We start from the raw sequence: 14,162 nt of genomic DNA, 5'->3' as shown, positions 1-14,162 counted from the left end.
ATTTGACCCGTGCTTACCCCTGAACGTCCGGCAGTGCCACCCCTGCCTTTTGCAGAGCCTCCCAAATCTTGGCATCGCGATTATAGACATCGCGGCGATACTGCACTTCGCCCTTCGGCCCGATATAGGCCGTCCGATAAATCAAATGTACCGGAACATGTTGTTGCAGTTCGACCTTGGTTTCCTTCCCGCTCTTGAGGACACGGTGAAAGAATGCCTTGGGGTCTTCTTCCTGTTTCGCCAGCAAAGCATAAGCGAACTCGAATGGTTGCGCCAATCGGATACAGCCATGCGAAAACGCCCGCACCTCACGCGCGAACAGGTTTTTCTGAGGCGTATCATGCAGATAGATGTTGTACTTGTTGGGGAACATGAACTTCACCAGTCCCAGTGCATTGCTTTTGCTGGGTGGTTGGCGCATTGCAAACGGGAAATTCCGGGCCGTGAACTGGGTGAAATCCACCGCTCCACGATTGACTTGCCGGCCGCTTCGATCGGTGATTTCAATGTGCCCAACTGCATTTGGATTGGATTGCAGTTTCGGCAGGTATTCCTTGGTAATGATCGAGCGCGGCACATACCAACTTGGGTTGATTACCATATGCTCCATCACATCCGAAAACTCGGGGCTGCGTCGATCACTGGTGTTCTTGCCAATCACCGTGCGGGTTTCAAAAGTGACCCGGCCGTCATCAACGATCTTGGCCGAGAAATCGGCCTGATTCACCAGGATATGACGTGCGCCCCGCTCTCGTGGCAGCCAACGTTCACGCTCGAGCGCTACATAAACGGCCTTCAACCGGTCTGAGGCTGGGCGATTCAGTTCTGTGATCGTGCCCTGACCTGCGACACCATCAGACGCCAGCCCATGCGCGGTTTGAAACGCTTGAACCCCGGCCAGAAGCGCATCGTCAAAAACCGGGCTGGCCGAAGGTTTCATATACCCCATCTCAACCAGTCGGTTACGCAGTTTCACAACATTGGGGCCGGTATCGCCGAATTCCAGCTTGCTTACGGGCACTGTTGCGCCCCATCCACCTTGATCCACCAGCGCTTCAAGTGCCAGTTTCTGCTTCATCAACGCCCGGTATTGAGGGGTTTGCGGTGGCAACTGCTCAAGATACTGCGCGCCTTCCGCATTCAAACCTGCCAAGTGCTCTGCGGCGCTGCGGCGTTCAACGGTCCGAACCAGACCCTCGTCCACACGCCCAGGCTGAACTGTACCCGAATATAGCGTGTCGGCATATTCAACGAAAACCCGACTAAGCTCTGCTTCGATAGCGCCAAGGTCGCGCACGGATCGCGCTTGCGCCATCTCTTCCAACACGACTGCCACCATAGCCTCGGATTGTGGCAAACCATGCAGATGTGCGTTTGACAATGCCGAGATCAGCGCGGCCCGGCGCTGAGTATGTTCCAGCGTATCCCCAACCCAGATCGGCGCGAATCCATTGGCGCGATAAAACGCGGAAATCTCTGAATTTAGCGGTGTATTCTCAGCGATTGCCATCTGAAACGCGGTGTTTGGCGCTGGTTCAGAAGCGGTGTTGGCGACACCGGCCGTTGCCACAAAACATGCGGTGAGAAGGATACTGGTACTGGTTCGAAAAACAGAAAGCATTGGATGGCCTTGAGGATTCAATAGCTTGAGGTGGGATATTCGCGTCGAGCCACTATGGATTTGAGGTCCAATGCTTGTCTATTCACAAATACACTACCATAACGCTTCTATCCGCGCCTGATGCGCGTTTGCATCGGCAGGGTGACCCAATCCTCACAACTGCATAAAAAATGCGAGACCCTGTGTCATTTGCGCAAAAAACTGCCGAAAATTCCCCCTTGAAAAGGTGAATGTGAAACACTTCTTGGCCGCTGATTCCGATTGTGCCATACATTTCGCATCTGGGGTGGAAAAAAATTAAGACAGCGCGCGTAACATCGTGTGCAGGCAGGAACAGTACGGGACGAACCAAAAATGACCAAGAGCAGTTCCTCGGGCTTGACCCGGCGTGCCCTATTGGGTGCGTTTGCAGCAACCGCAGTCGCGGCAGCACCCTCTTACTCCAATGCAGCAGGCTTCTTGCGCGGTGGCGGTGATATCCGTCGCATTCGTATGTATTCCGGTCGCACGGGCGAACGGTTGGATATGATTTATTGGGTCGATGGTAAATATATCAAGGACGCTGTCAAAGAAGTGAACCACTTCATGCGTGATTGGCGTACAGATCAGACAAAATCCATCGATTTGCGCGCGATTGATATCATGGCGGCATCACACAACCTTCTGGATGTGAATGAACCCTATATGCTGCTGTCGGGTTATCGCTCGCCGCAGACCAACGCGATGCTGCGGTCCAGGTCGCGCCGCGTTGCGCGCAAGTCGCTTCATATGGAAGGTCAGGCTGCTGACCTGCGTTTGGCGTCTCGCTCGGTGTCGCAGATGGCCAAGGCCGCGATGTCTTGCCGCGCCGGTGGCGTTGGCCAGTATTACGGTTCGAATTTCGTTCACATGGATTGCGGCGTTGTCCGCACCTGGCGCGGTTAAAGCCCAGCTTGAACGCCTGACTATATCTGTCCCCGCGCCTCGCGGGTTGAGGAAACTCAACGACTTCTCTGGTCGAATCGTAGTGCTGAGAGGCCTGCTTCCAGATTGTGTAGAGTCTCAGCCTGCCACAGATGGATTTTCTTTAGCACCACTGTGTTTTTGAGTTGCTCTGCAACCACTCACCCCCACGATTGTCACGCGCGTCGGGGTAAAACCCTCTTTTTGCGAAAGAAAACCTACAGGAGGGTATTTTCGAAAATGGCGCACCTGAGAGGATTCGAACCTCTGGCCTCTGCCTTCGGAGGGTAGAATCGCCCGTGTCTTTACAGGCACTTAGGTTTCCGAAAGTCCTTGTTTATATGCGGATACTTGCGGTTTGTCTCAGATAGCCCTAGTTAGGCACAGACGCTATTCTAGACACTATCTGGACACAACATGCCGCGCCAAGTCAAAGACGAACCGATCCGAACCAAGACGCAACGGGCCAAACTGACCGCCCGTCGCAAGCCATATTACCGCCGATTGTCCGACCGTCTGGCCATTGGGTACAGGCGTTTGAATACGATTCCAGGTACTTGGGTTTTGCGCGAACGGAACGCCGACGGATCATATACGGAACGCAAGTTGGCTGGTGTCTCACCTGACGATGTGGTGGACGCAAACGGCATCGACATTCTGACTTTCGATCAGGCTTGCGATCTGGCACGTGACGCTCTGGCACCCGCCAAGGCCGACGTGACCCTGCAACGGGCCGCTGATGAATGGCGCGACCGCAAGATTTCAGAAACGGACTCGGCCAAGCGTGCGCAGAATTACCGCAACAGTGCGGCCCGCCACGTGGCGAAATTCCCTGCTGCTATTAAAGTGGCCGACATCACCGCCAAACACGTTCAGGATTTCCGTGACGCGTTCTTAGAAGGTGTAGACGATTTGGACGCCAAGCGGGCCAGACGCGCCACGGCAAACAAACAACTTGCGGAACTGAAAGCGATCCTGAACGCCGCATGCGACCGGCACGGGCTCGATATAGCGCGCCCATGGGCTGCAGTGTCGAAATTCAAACGTGCAGAGTCACACGGCAAACGGGTGATCGTTTTGGATCCGGACCAACGAACCGAATTGCTGGATGCGTGCAAATCCCCTGCCCTTGCCGATCTGGTGCGTGTTGCGCTGCTGACGGGCTGTCGACCCGGCGAACTGTTTTCGGCCCGCGTGCGCGATCTGAGGGGCCGCAGGCTGTCCGTTTCGGGCAAGACGGGCGCAAGGGTCATGGTGCTATCGCAAGCCGCTGCTGATCTGTTGGCTGGTCTGTGCGACGGCGCGAACGATCAAGCCCGTCATTTGCTGCTGAAGGACGACGGCAACCCGTGGCGCGAAGACGATCAAGGCGATCCGTTTCGGGCCGCTGCGGTCGATGCTGGCTTGCCTGACGGCGCAACGCTCTACTGCACCCGCCACACGTACATTACGGATCACTTGGCCCGTGGCGTGCCAGTGACGGCCCTTGCGCAGCAGTGCGGAACGTCCGTTCAAATGATTGAAAAAACGTACGCAAATTTTCTCGGGGATGATCTGGAAAGGTGGTTTGGATTCGATGTTGTCTGAATTTAACCGAGCGTGCTACGCATAAAAGACCAGCCGATTCGTCGGCTGAACTAAACTTATCGACTTCAGACTTGAACTAGCTAGGAACCGTCAGCGCAGCGCGTTGGCATACCGAACTGGTCGGGTCTTAGTCCGAAGACAGCCCGCCGAAATGTGAAGGGGCTGTACATGACCAAGCCTGAAAAAGAAACCGCGACCCTTGAGGTTGCCCCACTGCCCCGCCACGCTGTCCCGTTTGGCGATCTGCTGGCGTCCATCAACCTGCCCGAAACCACCTACAATCAGGAAGCCAAGAAGCATGGTGGGTGTCGTACGTTCAAGATCGGTCGGCGCAAGTTCGCGCTGTTGGCGGATTGGCACGCGTGGCTTGACGGTCGGGCCGATCTGGAAAGTGCGGCATGAAAGAACAGACACACGTCATTCCCGCAGAAGACGGTCGATATATCCGTTTGACCTGGAATCTACATGAAGGGCGGTTTCTCCAATACGAAGAACCCGTGATCGCTTGGATGGTTCTTGAACCAGATGCACCTTGGAAAGAAGTCCACACCATGCCGATCTGCCCCATTGCGACATACGAAACAGCGATGGATTATTTAGGCGTTCTGGACACCAAGACGGGCAAAGTCTTCTCATACAGTGCCGACGAATGGCTGACCAAAAAAGAAGCCGTGGAACGTGCGAAAAAGTCGCTGAAGCGAGACGCAGCCTGATCCGCCACAAGACCCGTCGCGGGGGCATTGGCACGCCAACTGACACGAAGCGACGGCCAAGAAAAGACCCGCAGCGCATGGGGCGCTACGGGCCAAATAAGAAACCCCAGTGTCAGAAAGGGTCGTCAGATATGAACGATCTTATACTATCTCAACAACTTCACCAACAAGCACTGCAATTGGGCTTTGTGGGTACGATCCCCATTATTCCCGTTGGCGCACCACTGAGTGCCGACTCAAAGGTACACCCCGAACAATGCGGCAAAGTGCCGGGTCAGTATGCCCAAGGTGAGTGGTCGGGCTACACGGGCTGGCCAGAATACGAAATGACACCCGAATTGGCCCTGCAGTGGGACGGACTGGGCGCAAATGTCGGGCTCAAAATGGGCTACGATTACGCCGCGCTCGATGTCGATATAGAAGATGAAGTCACCATGAACGCGGTGCGCAGGGCATTGGCCCAAGCAGGAATTACCGCGCCAGTCCGTGTGGGAAAACCGCCAAAGGCGCTCTGGTTGTTCAAGGTGCAAGGCGATCCGATTCACCGACGTCAATATCCCATATTCCGTCGCGATGAGCGTGCCGTGATTGACGTCATGGGTGTCACTCGAAAAGGACGGCCAACACAGGCCGTAATATTAGGCACGCACCCGTCAGGCAAAAATTACGATTGGTCAGACTTCATCAGCGAAGCAGCACTGCCGACGATCACCGAAGCACAAATGGAAAGCCTGGTCGAAGATATCGTACTGCAGGAAAGTGAACAGCACGGCTGGGTGCGTGGCAGGGCTTCTGGCGGGCCGTCAGACGGTGAAGGGCGCACAAGTCACTTGCCGCGCGCACCGAACGATCCGACGTTGGTTGCGGACGTAATGGGCGCAATGGATAACAACTATGGTTGGGACGATTGGATCCGGGTTGGTCTCGCGCTGTGTACGGTCGTCGGTCATGATGTCGGCTGGCCGCTATTTGACGCGTTCAGTGAGCAGTCGTCAGCCTACAATCTGAAGGCCGACACCAAGGAAATCTGGGAAGAACTGGAACCCAACGGTCAATTATCATTCGGAACCCTTGTTGAGTACCTGCGTGCGCAAGGTGGCGTTCATCCCGATCTTGACGCGCGTATCAGAATGGACGCTGCGTGGCGCAAGGCATTGCAAAATGGATTGCCCATGAACGTTGAAGTGCCCGCCAATGCTGTCGCCAAACCTGAAGTTGTTCCTGTAGCAGAAGACTTGAGCCGCTACGGTCAGTGGAGTGTTGACCGTAGTGGCAAGACCATATCGAACAGCACGAACCTGTTCCTGACGATGGTAACGCACAACTACCTGCAAACGGCATTCGCTTTCGACGCCTTTAATCAACGTATGATCATTCTCAGGCCGCTACCTGGATCTGCGAATATGAAAGTGCCGCGCGAAGTGACCGAAAACGACTACACAGTAATTCGTCACTGGGCACAGCAAGACCCCGTTTATTCCAAAATCGCCAAAGGTGACGTTATCGAATGCGTAGATCGTCTATGTCAGGAAAACACGTTTGAACCCGTGCAGGAATATCTACGTGCCCTGCCGCCAGTCCTACCCGGACTACTTGACCAATGGTTGTTCAGTTTCCTTGGGGTTCAGAGAACAGGCGACCCGCAGCAAGACGTGTACGTTTCTCAGATTGGACGCAAATGGATGATTGGCGCTGTGGCGCGGGCCATGGATCCAGGTTGCCAAATGGACAACGCCTTGGTCCTTGAAGGTGATCAGGGGGCGGGTAAGTCTTCTGCCCTGCGTGCGCTGTGCCCAAATCCCGATTGGTTTGGTGATGCCCTACCAGATTTCCACCACAAGGATTCCAGTTCGTACCTTAACGGGAAGTGGATTGTGGAAATGTCCGAACTTTCCCAATTCAAGCGCAGTGAAATCGAGGACATGCGCAGGTTTTTGACGCGCCGTGTTGAGAATTACCGCCCGTCTCATGGAAGGCTGGAAGTCATGTTGCCGCGACGGTGCGTATTCTCAGGATCAACCAACCGCGACGACTACCTCAAAGACGCCGCAGGAGAACGCCGCATATGGCCCGTGAAGGTGGGTGTGATCAATCTTGGTGGATTGGTGGCCGCACGCGACGTGCTGTGGCGCGAAGCCTATGATGCTTATACGGCCGGTGAGCAATGGCATCTGGACACAGTTGTGGAAGACCACGCCAAGGCACTGCAGCAGGAAAGAGTTGAAGTCGACCCGTGGCTGGAACCGATTGCACAGTTCACTACCATGATGCCGGTCGGAACAAAAATCACTGCTGGAAGGGTTGCTCAGATGTTGGGGGTGTCTGCAGACAAGCAGCATACTATCAACAACAAGCGCATAACGAACTGCCTTAAGGAATTAGGGTTCGAACGCGGAAAAAGGGACCGAATAAAAGCAAGCCCCACTTTTGGGCAGACTTTCTTCATTAAGCAGTAGTGCGTGCATTGAAACGTACAGGAGTCGTGCATCGGAACCCTCAACCTGATGTGCGACTTTTTTTATTTAATATTAATGCCTTATTATAATAGTACATTAAGTACATCATAATTATATATATACTATATATAAGTAGTATTATTATATGTATTATAAGATATATGGACTCTATAGGGAAACCATGTACGCGAAGTACCGATGTACACGGGGCCCGTATCAGGGTGCGTTCTTCCTGCAGAGATACAAGCATTTCCGATATGAGGCACGGCGCAACGCGCGGCCCAACACATACAATCCTCAACGATATATCCCGAGCGTCCTGCAGCACAGCACAGCGCGCCGCGACGAAAGCGGGGTATGAAGGGGCGCACTGGGGGCACCCAACCCGGATCTTGGATCACCACAACGACACGGCCACGCACCACGGCGTCGTCCTGCGCCCTGCTGACGGTGCGACACGTGGTCCGGTCCGTCCTAGGGGGCGGGGTGTCGAAACTTAGGCTTAGGGGATGCCGACCGCGCTGGGGAGACTTGTGTTTAAAACTGTGCAGTAAATCGGCAGTCGACTTCCCATTTGCACAGCGACTGGCCGCATACAGCTATCGGATTACGCCGAATTAGAACGGATCACGCGGTATTACGATAATTCTGGTCAAATCAGGGTGAGGTATTATTATACCCCATAGATCGACTCGCGCCCCGACGCGGGCCCTTGCTGATGGAGTGTTACGATGCCCCGAAATCGCCCCCCGAAACATATTCGAACACAGCAGCCCAAAGACGACGACAAATGAACGGCGTCACACCGCGCGAATTCCAGGACGCGAAGGCAGAATTGGTTCAGCATCTACAGCAACGGTGCGAAACGTGCGGTGAAGTGCGCAGCACCCGAATGCTGGCCGTTTCGTATATCGGCCCGAGTGACGCACCGTTTGATCCTGATGAACTGCTGTGCAGATGTCGATCTTGCCTGCGTAGTGGCCGAACCGAATTGGTCCGGATCCGAGTGGGTTCCCTGTGACACCACTGCAGCGATACGCAGAAGCCGAAAACGCCGCGATGAAGGAAGTCATGCACGACAATCGCGGTGCGATAGGCCGCACGTTCAAAGCGCATGGCACCATGACGCCACAAGGTGATCCCGTGATCGAGCGTCGCGCCAGTCGGCTGTGTGACGGCTGTGGTGACATCCTGCGCCAAGATAAGCGGTGGAATTTCGGCGGAAACACCTGCTGTTCCGAACAGTGTCTGGAAGATGTACGGCGCTGGAACAGGTGGACACGACAAACAAAGGCGTAATACATCCGTAATACGGAAAACATTATTAAAACAACGTATTACGCTTAACTCTTGCTCGATTTTTCCAGGCGCTCGATTTACCATCGCGATAACCCAATGGAAGGGCCCGCGTATGATTACGGTGTTTACAGCCATCGACCGCACCAGAGCGTTGACCAAAGCGCAAGGTCACGTACGCGCCCAATTGCACAACATCAGCAAGGCGGAAGAAAGCGGCACGCGTGGCGCTACGACTGAACGGCTGAAGATCACCGCCAAGCTGGACAAAGACATTCGTGCAGCGGAACAGGCCATTTCCGACACCAGAACAGCATCGGCCCGCTATCAGAAAGCAGCCGCAATTCTGCGCGGTGGTGCAAATGGGAAGTCGACTGCCGATTTACTGCACCAGCACTGCGCCGACCTGCATCGCATGAATGCGCATTCGACTGCGCATTTGGCCGACCAGTTCGACCAGATCGCAAAGCGGGCGCATGACGCCGCAGAATTTGCCGCTGATCGGCTTGCCAAGCACGATCTGGACATGCGGACCACAGCGGCCCTAGCGGCGCACTTGGCGAAGTTGGCTGACCGCAAATTCAAATCCGACAAACAGACCGAACGACTACGACAGTCGTATCTGGCATTTAAAAGGGCCGCAGCATGACGAACCCGTTCAGAGACAACGGCACCAATCCTTACGACCGCCCGATCCCAATGGGTGAACAGAAACAGGCCGCGCCTGGATCTGATCATGCGGTGCTTTACGACAGTGCGACCAAAACCGTGTCACCAGCGGGCCAAGCGTTTGTTGAACTGCTCATGACACAGCTACGGGCCGAGAACGCCAAGCGCGACAAAACGATGGCCAACGTGATCGGCAAGACGGTGAAACCGCTACTCGACCGGATCAAAACGCTCGAAACGGCGTTGGACGTTCGCAGGGACGAAACCACCAAGGCCATTGAAGCGGAAATCAACACTTTCCTCGACGAACCAACACTGGATGATCTGGGACGCATGGCCGCTGATCACCACAAGCGCATGAAGGGGCTGAAGCGATGATGGACGTTCAACGCATCATGCACGATTTGCCCCGCAAGGTCAGACGCACCAAGGCGCAGATGCAGGGCGAATTGATTGCTGAAGGCAAAAGCACCGCAGAAGCCAAGCACATCAGCGATCAGACGCACCGCCGTGTGTACAAGGCATGGCTTCGCGACTTTGAAGATCAGCACGGGCCGGGATTGGCCGATGCTGCCCGCAGAACCCTAAAGAGGATTGGAGTCCTGTCATGAAAGACCATTTCGATGGCGACACCGCCGAAGACCGTAAAGCGCGCAAGCTGATCGAAGCCGAACGCAAAGCGGCCCTTTTCGATGCGGCACTGGCCGAAGCGAAGCAAATCCCGCAGCGGCTGGATCAGGTCAAAGAACTGTCCGCCAAAGTGGAAGAACTGCAACGGGCCGTGTCGCGTCCCGTCACGGTCGAAGCCCGCCTGAAACAGCCGCACGTGGCCAAACCGACCACAAAACGCCCTGACCTTGGTCAGTGTGCCGTCGCGGCTGTCACGGCTGAACTGCGGCGTTTTGCCAAGCAGATCGAACCTGCCGACACCATCGCAAAGATGCTGCCCGGTGACGAACACAAGTTGTCGCGCCGTGTGGCAACCGACATGATGATCCGCAGCGCGACCGCACCCGGCATGACGACCGCTGCGGGCTTCGCGGCTGAACTGGTCGATCATGACGTTCTGGCGATCTGGAAGAAGGGCGCACCGCTGTCAGTCACCGCGCAGTTGCTGGAATACTGCCGGTCAACGTCGTTCGGTACCAATGGAAGCCTGACCATCCCGCACCGTGGCGCGAACGATGACGGAAAGGCCCGCGCGGCATGGGTACCCGAAGGCGGATCGATACCCCATGTACAGGCACAAACCGGTGCCATGACCCTTTGGCGGTCAAAATTGGCAGCAGTTTCCAGCTACACCGAAGAACTGGCCGACAGTGCCGTGACGGATATTGGTGATTGGGTATCTGACGCGATCTTCGATGATACCACCGTCGCACTGGATCAGGCGTTGCTGTCCACCGATGCGGCTGTGCCAGCCCTGCGGCCCCGTGGTCTGCGCGAAGGCATTGCGGCCCTGCCATCGGGTGCCACGCCCGATGCCGACTTGGCGGCATTGTTCGGCGCGATGGCGACCGTTCGGGCCAAGCGTCCGGTGCTGGTGATGGATCACGTGACGCACCTGAAGCTGATGATGTACAGCGTACCGAACACGGGCGTTTATCCATATCGTGAAGAATTGTTGCGCGGCCAGATTTTCAACACGCCGGTCATCGCATCAGCCAACGCACCCGCCGACGTGATCACGATTTTGGACGCGGATGCGTTGTATTTGGCCACGCCGGTTCCGTTGGTTGATATGAGCAACAGCGCAACCATCGTCATGATCGATGCGGTCGATCCCGATCCGCGCATGGGCAATACGGACCACCATGTCGAAGATGGGGTAAGCGTTCACGTGTCGGACGCCGCAACGGTCACTGGCGGACCGGCTGAAGTGCGCAGCATGTTCCAGACCAATGCGGTCGGCATCCGCATCGTGTTGGATGGCGTCAGTTGGGGATTCACCCTGCCATCGCATCTGGCCTGGGTCGCGGTGACGTGGTGATCGATCATGTTTGAACCGACACTGGAACCCGACTTGTTGCTTGCTGTCGATAGGGACAGCAGCCACCGTCTGTGCGCGGCCCTGATGCACCGTGTCAGCCGCAAAATCGTCGCCACAGCCATTGAACGCGATGTGACCTATCACCGGCCCAACACGCCCAATTTCATCGTGTCTGTGGACACCGCATTGCAGCCGTTTATGGCGCGGCTGGACAGTGAAGGGATTGCTGCATGAACATCCGCATCTTCAACCGTTACGGCCAGCACGTTCGCGACCTGCACGTCAGTACCGAAATGCGACGTGAAGCCGATCCACAGCGGGCCGGAATGTCCAAGGTCTACACCGGCACCCGAATGATCGGCTGGATGAAGGATGGCGACGAACCGCACCCGCATCCGGTCGCGCAGGGCAACCGCGTGATGATGGATTATTCAACGCAACTGGCACCGGGGAGAACTTACGATGACACCACTGCGGAATAAATTTGGTGTTCTGCAAGGCAACCAGATCGACGAAACCCGGTACGACCTGACCCGTCAGGTACCCGGCACGCCTGTCGTGCAGCTTGGTGACAGCAACAGTATCCGAACGATGTGACCCCATAAGGAAACTGACAGGATGCCATACGACGACATGCCCCGGAAAAAACGCCAGCCTAAACCCAACTTCCGCGATCTGGTCGAAGCGCAAATGTGCCGACCGGTGACCGATGAAGAATTCGCACAAGCCGAAGCCGAACTGTGCCGCCTGATCAAAGAAGACCCGAAGATTTCCGCGCGTCTGGTTTTGGCAGGGCAGCGCAAATGAAAAGCCAAAGGGCAACGCGGCATGACCCTGCGCGTCGTCCCTACGTGAAATCCGATAGACCTTGCCCGATCCGTTCCGTCGCGGATCGGGGCGTTTTGATCCAACCCACGATCCACGCCGTATCAATTTTACCCGTTACTAATGCCTGTGTTGTTCAAAAGGGTCCCCCTTGTTCAACACAGGTTTTTTTGGGGTGAGGGGGTAGCGAGTTTTTCGTTACCAGTGGCCGACCGGACCTTTTGGCATAGGTCCGGTCGGCAGTAAATAATTTGGTGGTTCTACTTCGCGATCTACGCTAGCCTTCCCTTTGGGACCCAAGAAACTGCAAAGGTATACGGCTCCAAACGCACTCAGAGCATCCAGAGTTATCCACCCGCCTGAGAAATATCGGTTGAGTATCTGGCCGCGCCGTATATCGATGGCTGAGAGTGTATGTCGCGGTGAATTGGTTGCCAACAATTCTACCGCTTGGGAACCAGCGCGCAACGTAAGGGAGACGTGGAACTTGACTTTTGTAATTGATGTATCAATGCCACGCTCAGGCCACCACTATCTCGTTCGCTTACTTCAGGCTGCTTTGGGCGATAGGTTTGGATACTGTGAGTTCTATCATGACTACTCTGTAAACGCATTCTCAAAGTGCTGTAAAAATGTACCATGTTCTAACTACGCTAATGCCAGTTGCGATTTGTTTTTGCAAAAAAACCATGATTTTGGATTTCAGGTCGATCCGAGCCTGGGGGTGAATTACCTGATACAAATACGGCAGCCAATACCGCGGCTTTTTTCGAATTTTCAAGTGCATCTGCGGCAATTTCCTGAGGACAACAACTTTGCAAAATTCTGGGAGTTCGCTGATCGAGAAGTTAGTTATTACGTCGACTTTTGGCGCAAATGGGTCGAGCCCGACATTGGTTTTCTAGTCTTGTATGAGAGGTTGACTTTGAATAGCGAGGAAACAATCTCAAATTTTTTGAATTGGGCTGACATCGATGTTGCCCCTGACCGGATCATAGCGGCAGTTGAGCAAGAGGCAAATCTTAACGGTGAAAGAACTCGTAGCGGTGAAAGTACTCAATACGTTAAGCTAAATGTCGAAAACAACCCTTTCTGGGACAATGATAAGGTGTTTAAGTTCCAATCTGAAATCGCAAAAAAATGTTCGGGATTTGAAGATGTTTTCAGGGGAGAAACAGAGCTTGATGCGTTTGAATTTCCAGTAAGATTAATTCAACAGAACTCATCCCAGTTGCAACAAACGATATCCGAAGAACGAGTTAATTCACGGCAACTTGCTGTTTTGCTTTCCAGCTCCGTAAAAACAGTTGTTGATACAATAGATGAAGTGAAAAAAAATATTGAAGAAGCGCAACTAGAGCGCGACCGAGCCGAAGCCAAAATTAAAAAAGTTGAGGCGGAGCGCGACCGAGCATTGGAGAGCTGGAGACTTGAGATCCAAGAGGTACGTGCGCGAAGATCCAAAATTGCTTATTGGATTGATTACGTAGACTTCCGAATTCACGCACTTTTAGCGAATTTTCCGTTCGCGTCAGCGAAATTCAAGGCAAGATTCAAAAACTCAACAGACAAACGTCGCCGTCAGTGCTATTAGCCTTTTTTCGCGTGCTTCATCTGACTGAGATTTCACGATAAATACTATGCGCTTTCCCTTATTTACGTGGCTATCTTTATGGGTGGAGTGGCAAAAACGACCCTCCGCTACCAACGCCCCATTTAAAAGTTGGCGCGGATTTTTTTGGTTGGAAGTTTTTGTGTAACCCAGTGTTTTTCAAATGGGTAAATCTTGCCCGGTTGGCAATTTTCCGCAATGATATCGAGTGTCTTTAAGGGCCTCCAAAGCCGTGGGTCGCGGTTTCGAACCCTGCCGCCCCTGCCATTTCCTCATTGATTTGCGGCCGTTTCATCGTAAAGAACGAAGCCCGAGCTTGGTACTCTATAAGAATTTGGTGTGTAATCTGAGTCTGCAGAGACCCGGACGCGAGGCGCGATTCCTAACTTTTCGAACAACTCCGCGGTACGGCATTGATCGCTAGAAAAATTTGAATTCGTCAACGGAGCGC

At 54.4% G+C, this 14,162-nt stretch carries 16 protein-coding genes and 1 tRNA gene; 15 read left to right on the top strand and 2 right to left on the bottom strand.

The annotated features are described in order from the left end of the window. Nucleotides 1–13 precede the first annotated feature (13 nt). A complete protein-coding gene (locus AC2FLD_RS00810; protein WP_496669937.1) occupies nucleotides 14–1,621 on the bottom strand; it encodes a L,D-transpeptidase family protein in 1,608 nt (535 codons plus the stop codon). A 354-nt stretch (nucleotides 1,622–1,975) separates the two neighbouring features. Here AC2FLD_RS00810 and mepK point away from each other — a divergent pair, with 354 nt between their 5' ends. After that, nucleotides 1,976–2,545: a peptidoglycan L,D-endopeptidase MepK gene (mepK, locus tag AC2FLD_RS00805; RefSeq protein WP_050602496.1), complete on the top strand. Its 570-nt coding sequence runs from the start codon at nucleotides 1,976–1,978 to the stop codon at nucleotides 2,543–2,545. Nucleotides 2,546–2,804: 259 nt separating this feature from the next. Here the strand turns inward: mepK and AC2FLD_RS00800 are convergent. Further along, nucleotides 2,805–2,878: transfer RNA gene (locus tag AC2FLD_RS00800), tRNA-Arg, on the bottom strand. A gap of 102 nt (nucleotides 2,879–2,980) precedes the next feature. Here AC2FLD_RS00800 and AC2FLD_RS00795 point away from each other — a divergent pair. The 14 genes from AC2FLD_RS00795 to AC2FLD_RS00730 all read left to right on the top strand — a co-directional run bounded on the left by AC2FLD_RS00795 (nucleotide 2,981) and on the right by AC2FLD_RS00730 (nucleotide 13,693). Then, complete coding sequence (locus AC2FLD_RS00795; RefSeq protein ID WP_496669939.1) at nucleotides 2,981–4,150, top strand: tyrosine-type recombinase/integrase; 1,170 nt, start codon at nucleotides 2,981–2,983, stop codon at nucleotides 4,148–4,150. A 168-nt stretch (nucleotides 4,151–4,318) separates the two neighbouring features. Beyond that, nucleotides 4,319–4,552, top strand: coding sequence for a hypothetical protein (locus tag AC2FLD_RS00790; RefSeq protein ID WP_496669940.1), 234 nt, complete (start codon nucleotides 4,319–4,321; stop codon nucleotides 4,550–4,552). Beyond that, nucleotides 4,549–4,863, top strand: coding sequence for a hypothetical protein (locus AC2FLD_RS00785; RefSeq protein WP_496669941.1), 315 nt, complete (start codon nucleotides 4,549–4,551; stop codon nucleotides 4,861–4,863). Before AC2FLD_RS00790 ends, AC2FLD_RS00785 begins: the two co-directional genes overlap by 4 nt. Continuing rightward, the gene (locus tag AC2FLD_RS00780) at nucleotides 4,800–7,319 is read left to right on the top strand and encodes a virulence-associated E family protein (RefSeq protein WP_496669943.1); all 2,520 of its coding nucleotides are present in this window, start codon (nucleotides 4,800–4,802) and stop codon (nucleotides 7,317–7,319) included. The genes AC2FLD_RS00785 and AC2FLD_RS00780 overlap by 64 nt, the downstream gene beginning before the upstream one ends. Nucleotides 7,320–8,336: 1,017 nt before the next feature. After that, nucleotides 8,337–8,618, top strand: coding sequence for a hypothetical protein (locus AC2FLD_RS00775; protein ID WP_496669944.1), 282 nt, complete (start codon nucleotides 8,337–8,339; stop codon nucleotides 8,616–8,618). A 112-nt stretch (nucleotides 8,619–8,730) separates the two neighbouring features. Further along, the gene (locus tag AC2FLD_RS00770) at nucleotides 8,731–9,264 is read left to right on the top strand and encodes a hypothetical protein (protein ID WP_496669945.1); all 534 of its coding nucleotides are present in this window, start codon (nucleotides 8,731–8,733) and stop codon (nucleotides 9,262–9,264) included. Beyond that, on the top strand, nucleotides 9,261–9,662 hold the full coding sequence (locus AC2FLD_RS00765) for a hypothetical protein (RefSeq protein WP_496669946.1): 402 nt from the start codon (nucleotides 9,261–9,263) through the stop codon (nucleotides 9,660–9,662). The genes AC2FLD_RS00770 and AC2FLD_RS00765 overlap by 4 nt, the downstream gene beginning before the upstream one ends. Continuing rightward, complete coding sequence (locus AC2FLD_RS00760) at nucleotides 9,659–9,895, top strand: hypothetical protein (protein ID WP_496669948.1); 237 nt, start codon at nucleotides 9,659–9,661, stop codon at nucleotides 9,893–9,895. Before AC2FLD_RS00765 ends, AC2FLD_RS00760 begins: the two co-directional genes overlap by 4 nt. Further along, nucleotides 9,892–11,274 carry a phage major capsid protein gene (locus AC2FLD_RS00755; RefSeq protein ID WP_496669949.1) on the top strand — a complete coding sequence of 461 codons (1,383 nt, stop codon included), beginning with the start codon at nucleotides 9,892–9,894 and terminating at the stop codon, nucleotides 11,272–11,274. The genes AC2FLD_RS00760 and AC2FLD_RS00755 overlap by 4 nt, the downstream gene beginning before the upstream one ends. A gap of 6 nt (nucleotides 11,275–11,280) precedes the next feature. Next, a complete protein-coding gene (locus AC2FLD_RS00750) occupies nucleotides 11,281–11,508 on the top strand; it encodes a hypothetical protein (RefSeq protein WP_496669950.1) in 228 nt (75 codons plus the stop codon). Continuing rightward, nucleotides 11,505–11,756 (top strand): hypothetical protein, encoded by a 252-nt coding sequence (locus AC2FLD_RS00745; RefSeq protein ID WP_496669951.1) that lies wholly within the window; start codon nucleotides 11,505–11,507, stop codon nucleotides 11,754–11,756. Before AC2FLD_RS00750 ends, AC2FLD_RS00745 begins: the two co-directional genes overlap by 4 nt. Next, nucleotides 11,737–11,871 carry a hypothetical protein gene (locus AC2FLD_RS00740; RefSeq protein ID WP_496669952.1) on the top strand — a complete coding sequence of 45 codons (135 nt, stop codon included), beginning with the start codon at nucleotides 11,737–11,739 and terminating at the stop codon, nucleotides 11,869–11,871. The genes AC2FLD_RS00745 and AC2FLD_RS00740 overlap by 20 nt, the downstream gene beginning before the upstream one ends. 36 nt (nucleotides 11,872–11,907) lie before the next feature. Beyond that, nucleotides 11,908–12,081 carry a hypothetical protein gene (locus AC2FLD_RS00735; protein WP_496669953.1) on the top strand — a complete coding sequence of 58 codons (174 nt, stop codon included), beginning with the start codon at nucleotides 11,908–11,910 and terminating at the stop codon, nucleotides 12,079–12,081. A 505-nt stretch (nucleotides 12,082–12,586) separates the two neighbouring features. Further along, complete coding sequence (locus AC2FLD_RS00730; RefSeq protein ID WP_496669954.1) at nucleotides 12,587–13,693, top strand: hypothetical protein; 1,107 nt, start codon at nucleotides 12,587–12,589, stop codon at nucleotides 13,691–13,693. Nucleotides 13,694–14,162: the final 469 nt, after the last annotated feature.

The sequence above is a fragment of the Ruegeria sp. CDSA021 genome, assembly GCF_059612325.1.
The sequence above is the reverse complement of the archived record's forward strand: the minus strand, read 5'-3'. Positions and strand labels throughout refer to the sequence as shown.

Coding starts and splice junctions, on each gene's coding strand:
- AC2FLD_RS00810 (WP_496669937.1), bottom strand. CDS start 1,621: ATGCTTTCTGTTTTTCGAACCAGTACCAGTATCCTTCTCACCGCATGT.
- mepK (WP_050602496.1), top strand. CDS start 1,976: ATGACCAAGAGCAGTTCCTCGGGCTTGACCCGGCGTGCCCTATTGGGT.
- AC2FLD_RS00795 (WP_496669939.1), top strand. CDS start 2,981: ATGCCGCGCCAAGTCAAAGACGAACCGATCCGAACCAAGACGCAACGG.
- AC2FLD_RS00790 (WP_496669940.1), top strand. CDS start 4,319: ATGACCAAGCCTGAAAAAGAAACCGCGACCCTTGAGGTTGCCCCACTG.
- AC2FLD_RS00785 (WP_496669941.1), top strand. CDS start 4,549: ATGAAAGAACAGACACACGTCATTCCCGCAGAAGACGGTCGATATATC.
- AC2FLD_RS00780 (WP_496669943.1), top strand. CDS start 4,800: ATGGCTGACCAAAAAAGAAGCCGTGGAACGTGCGAAAAAGTCGCTGAA.
- AC2FLD_RS00770 (WP_496669945.1), top strand. CDS start 8,731: ATGATTACGGTGTTTACAGCCATCGACCGCACCAGAGCGTTGACCAAA.
- AC2FLD_RS00765 (WP_496669946.1), top strand. CDS start 9,261: ATGACGAACCCGTTCAGAGACAACGGCACCAATCCTTACGACCGCCCG.
- AC2FLD_RS00760 (WP_496669948.1), top strand. CDS start 9,659: ATGATGGACGTTCAACGCATCATGCACGATTTGCCCCGCAAGGTCAGA.
- AC2FLD_RS00755 (WP_496669949.1), top strand. CDS start 9,892: ATGAAAGACCATTTCGATGGCGACACCGCCGAAGACCGTAAAGCGCGC.
- AC2FLD_RS00750 (WP_496669950.1), top strand. CDS start 11,281: ATGTTTGAACCGACACTGGAACCCGACTTGTTGCTTGCTGTCGATAGG.
- AC2FLD_RS00745 (WP_496669951.1), top strand. CDS start 11,505: ATGAACATCCGCATCTTCAACCGTTACGGCCAGCACGTTCGCGACCTG.
- AC2FLD_RS00740 (WP_496669952.1), top strand. CDS start 11,737: ATGACACCACTGCGGAATAAATTTGGTGTTCTGCAAGGCAACCAGATC.
- AC2FLD_RS00735 (WP_496669953.1), top strand. CDS start 11,908: ATGCCCCGGAAAAAACGCCAGCCTAAACCCAACTTCCGCGATCTGGTC.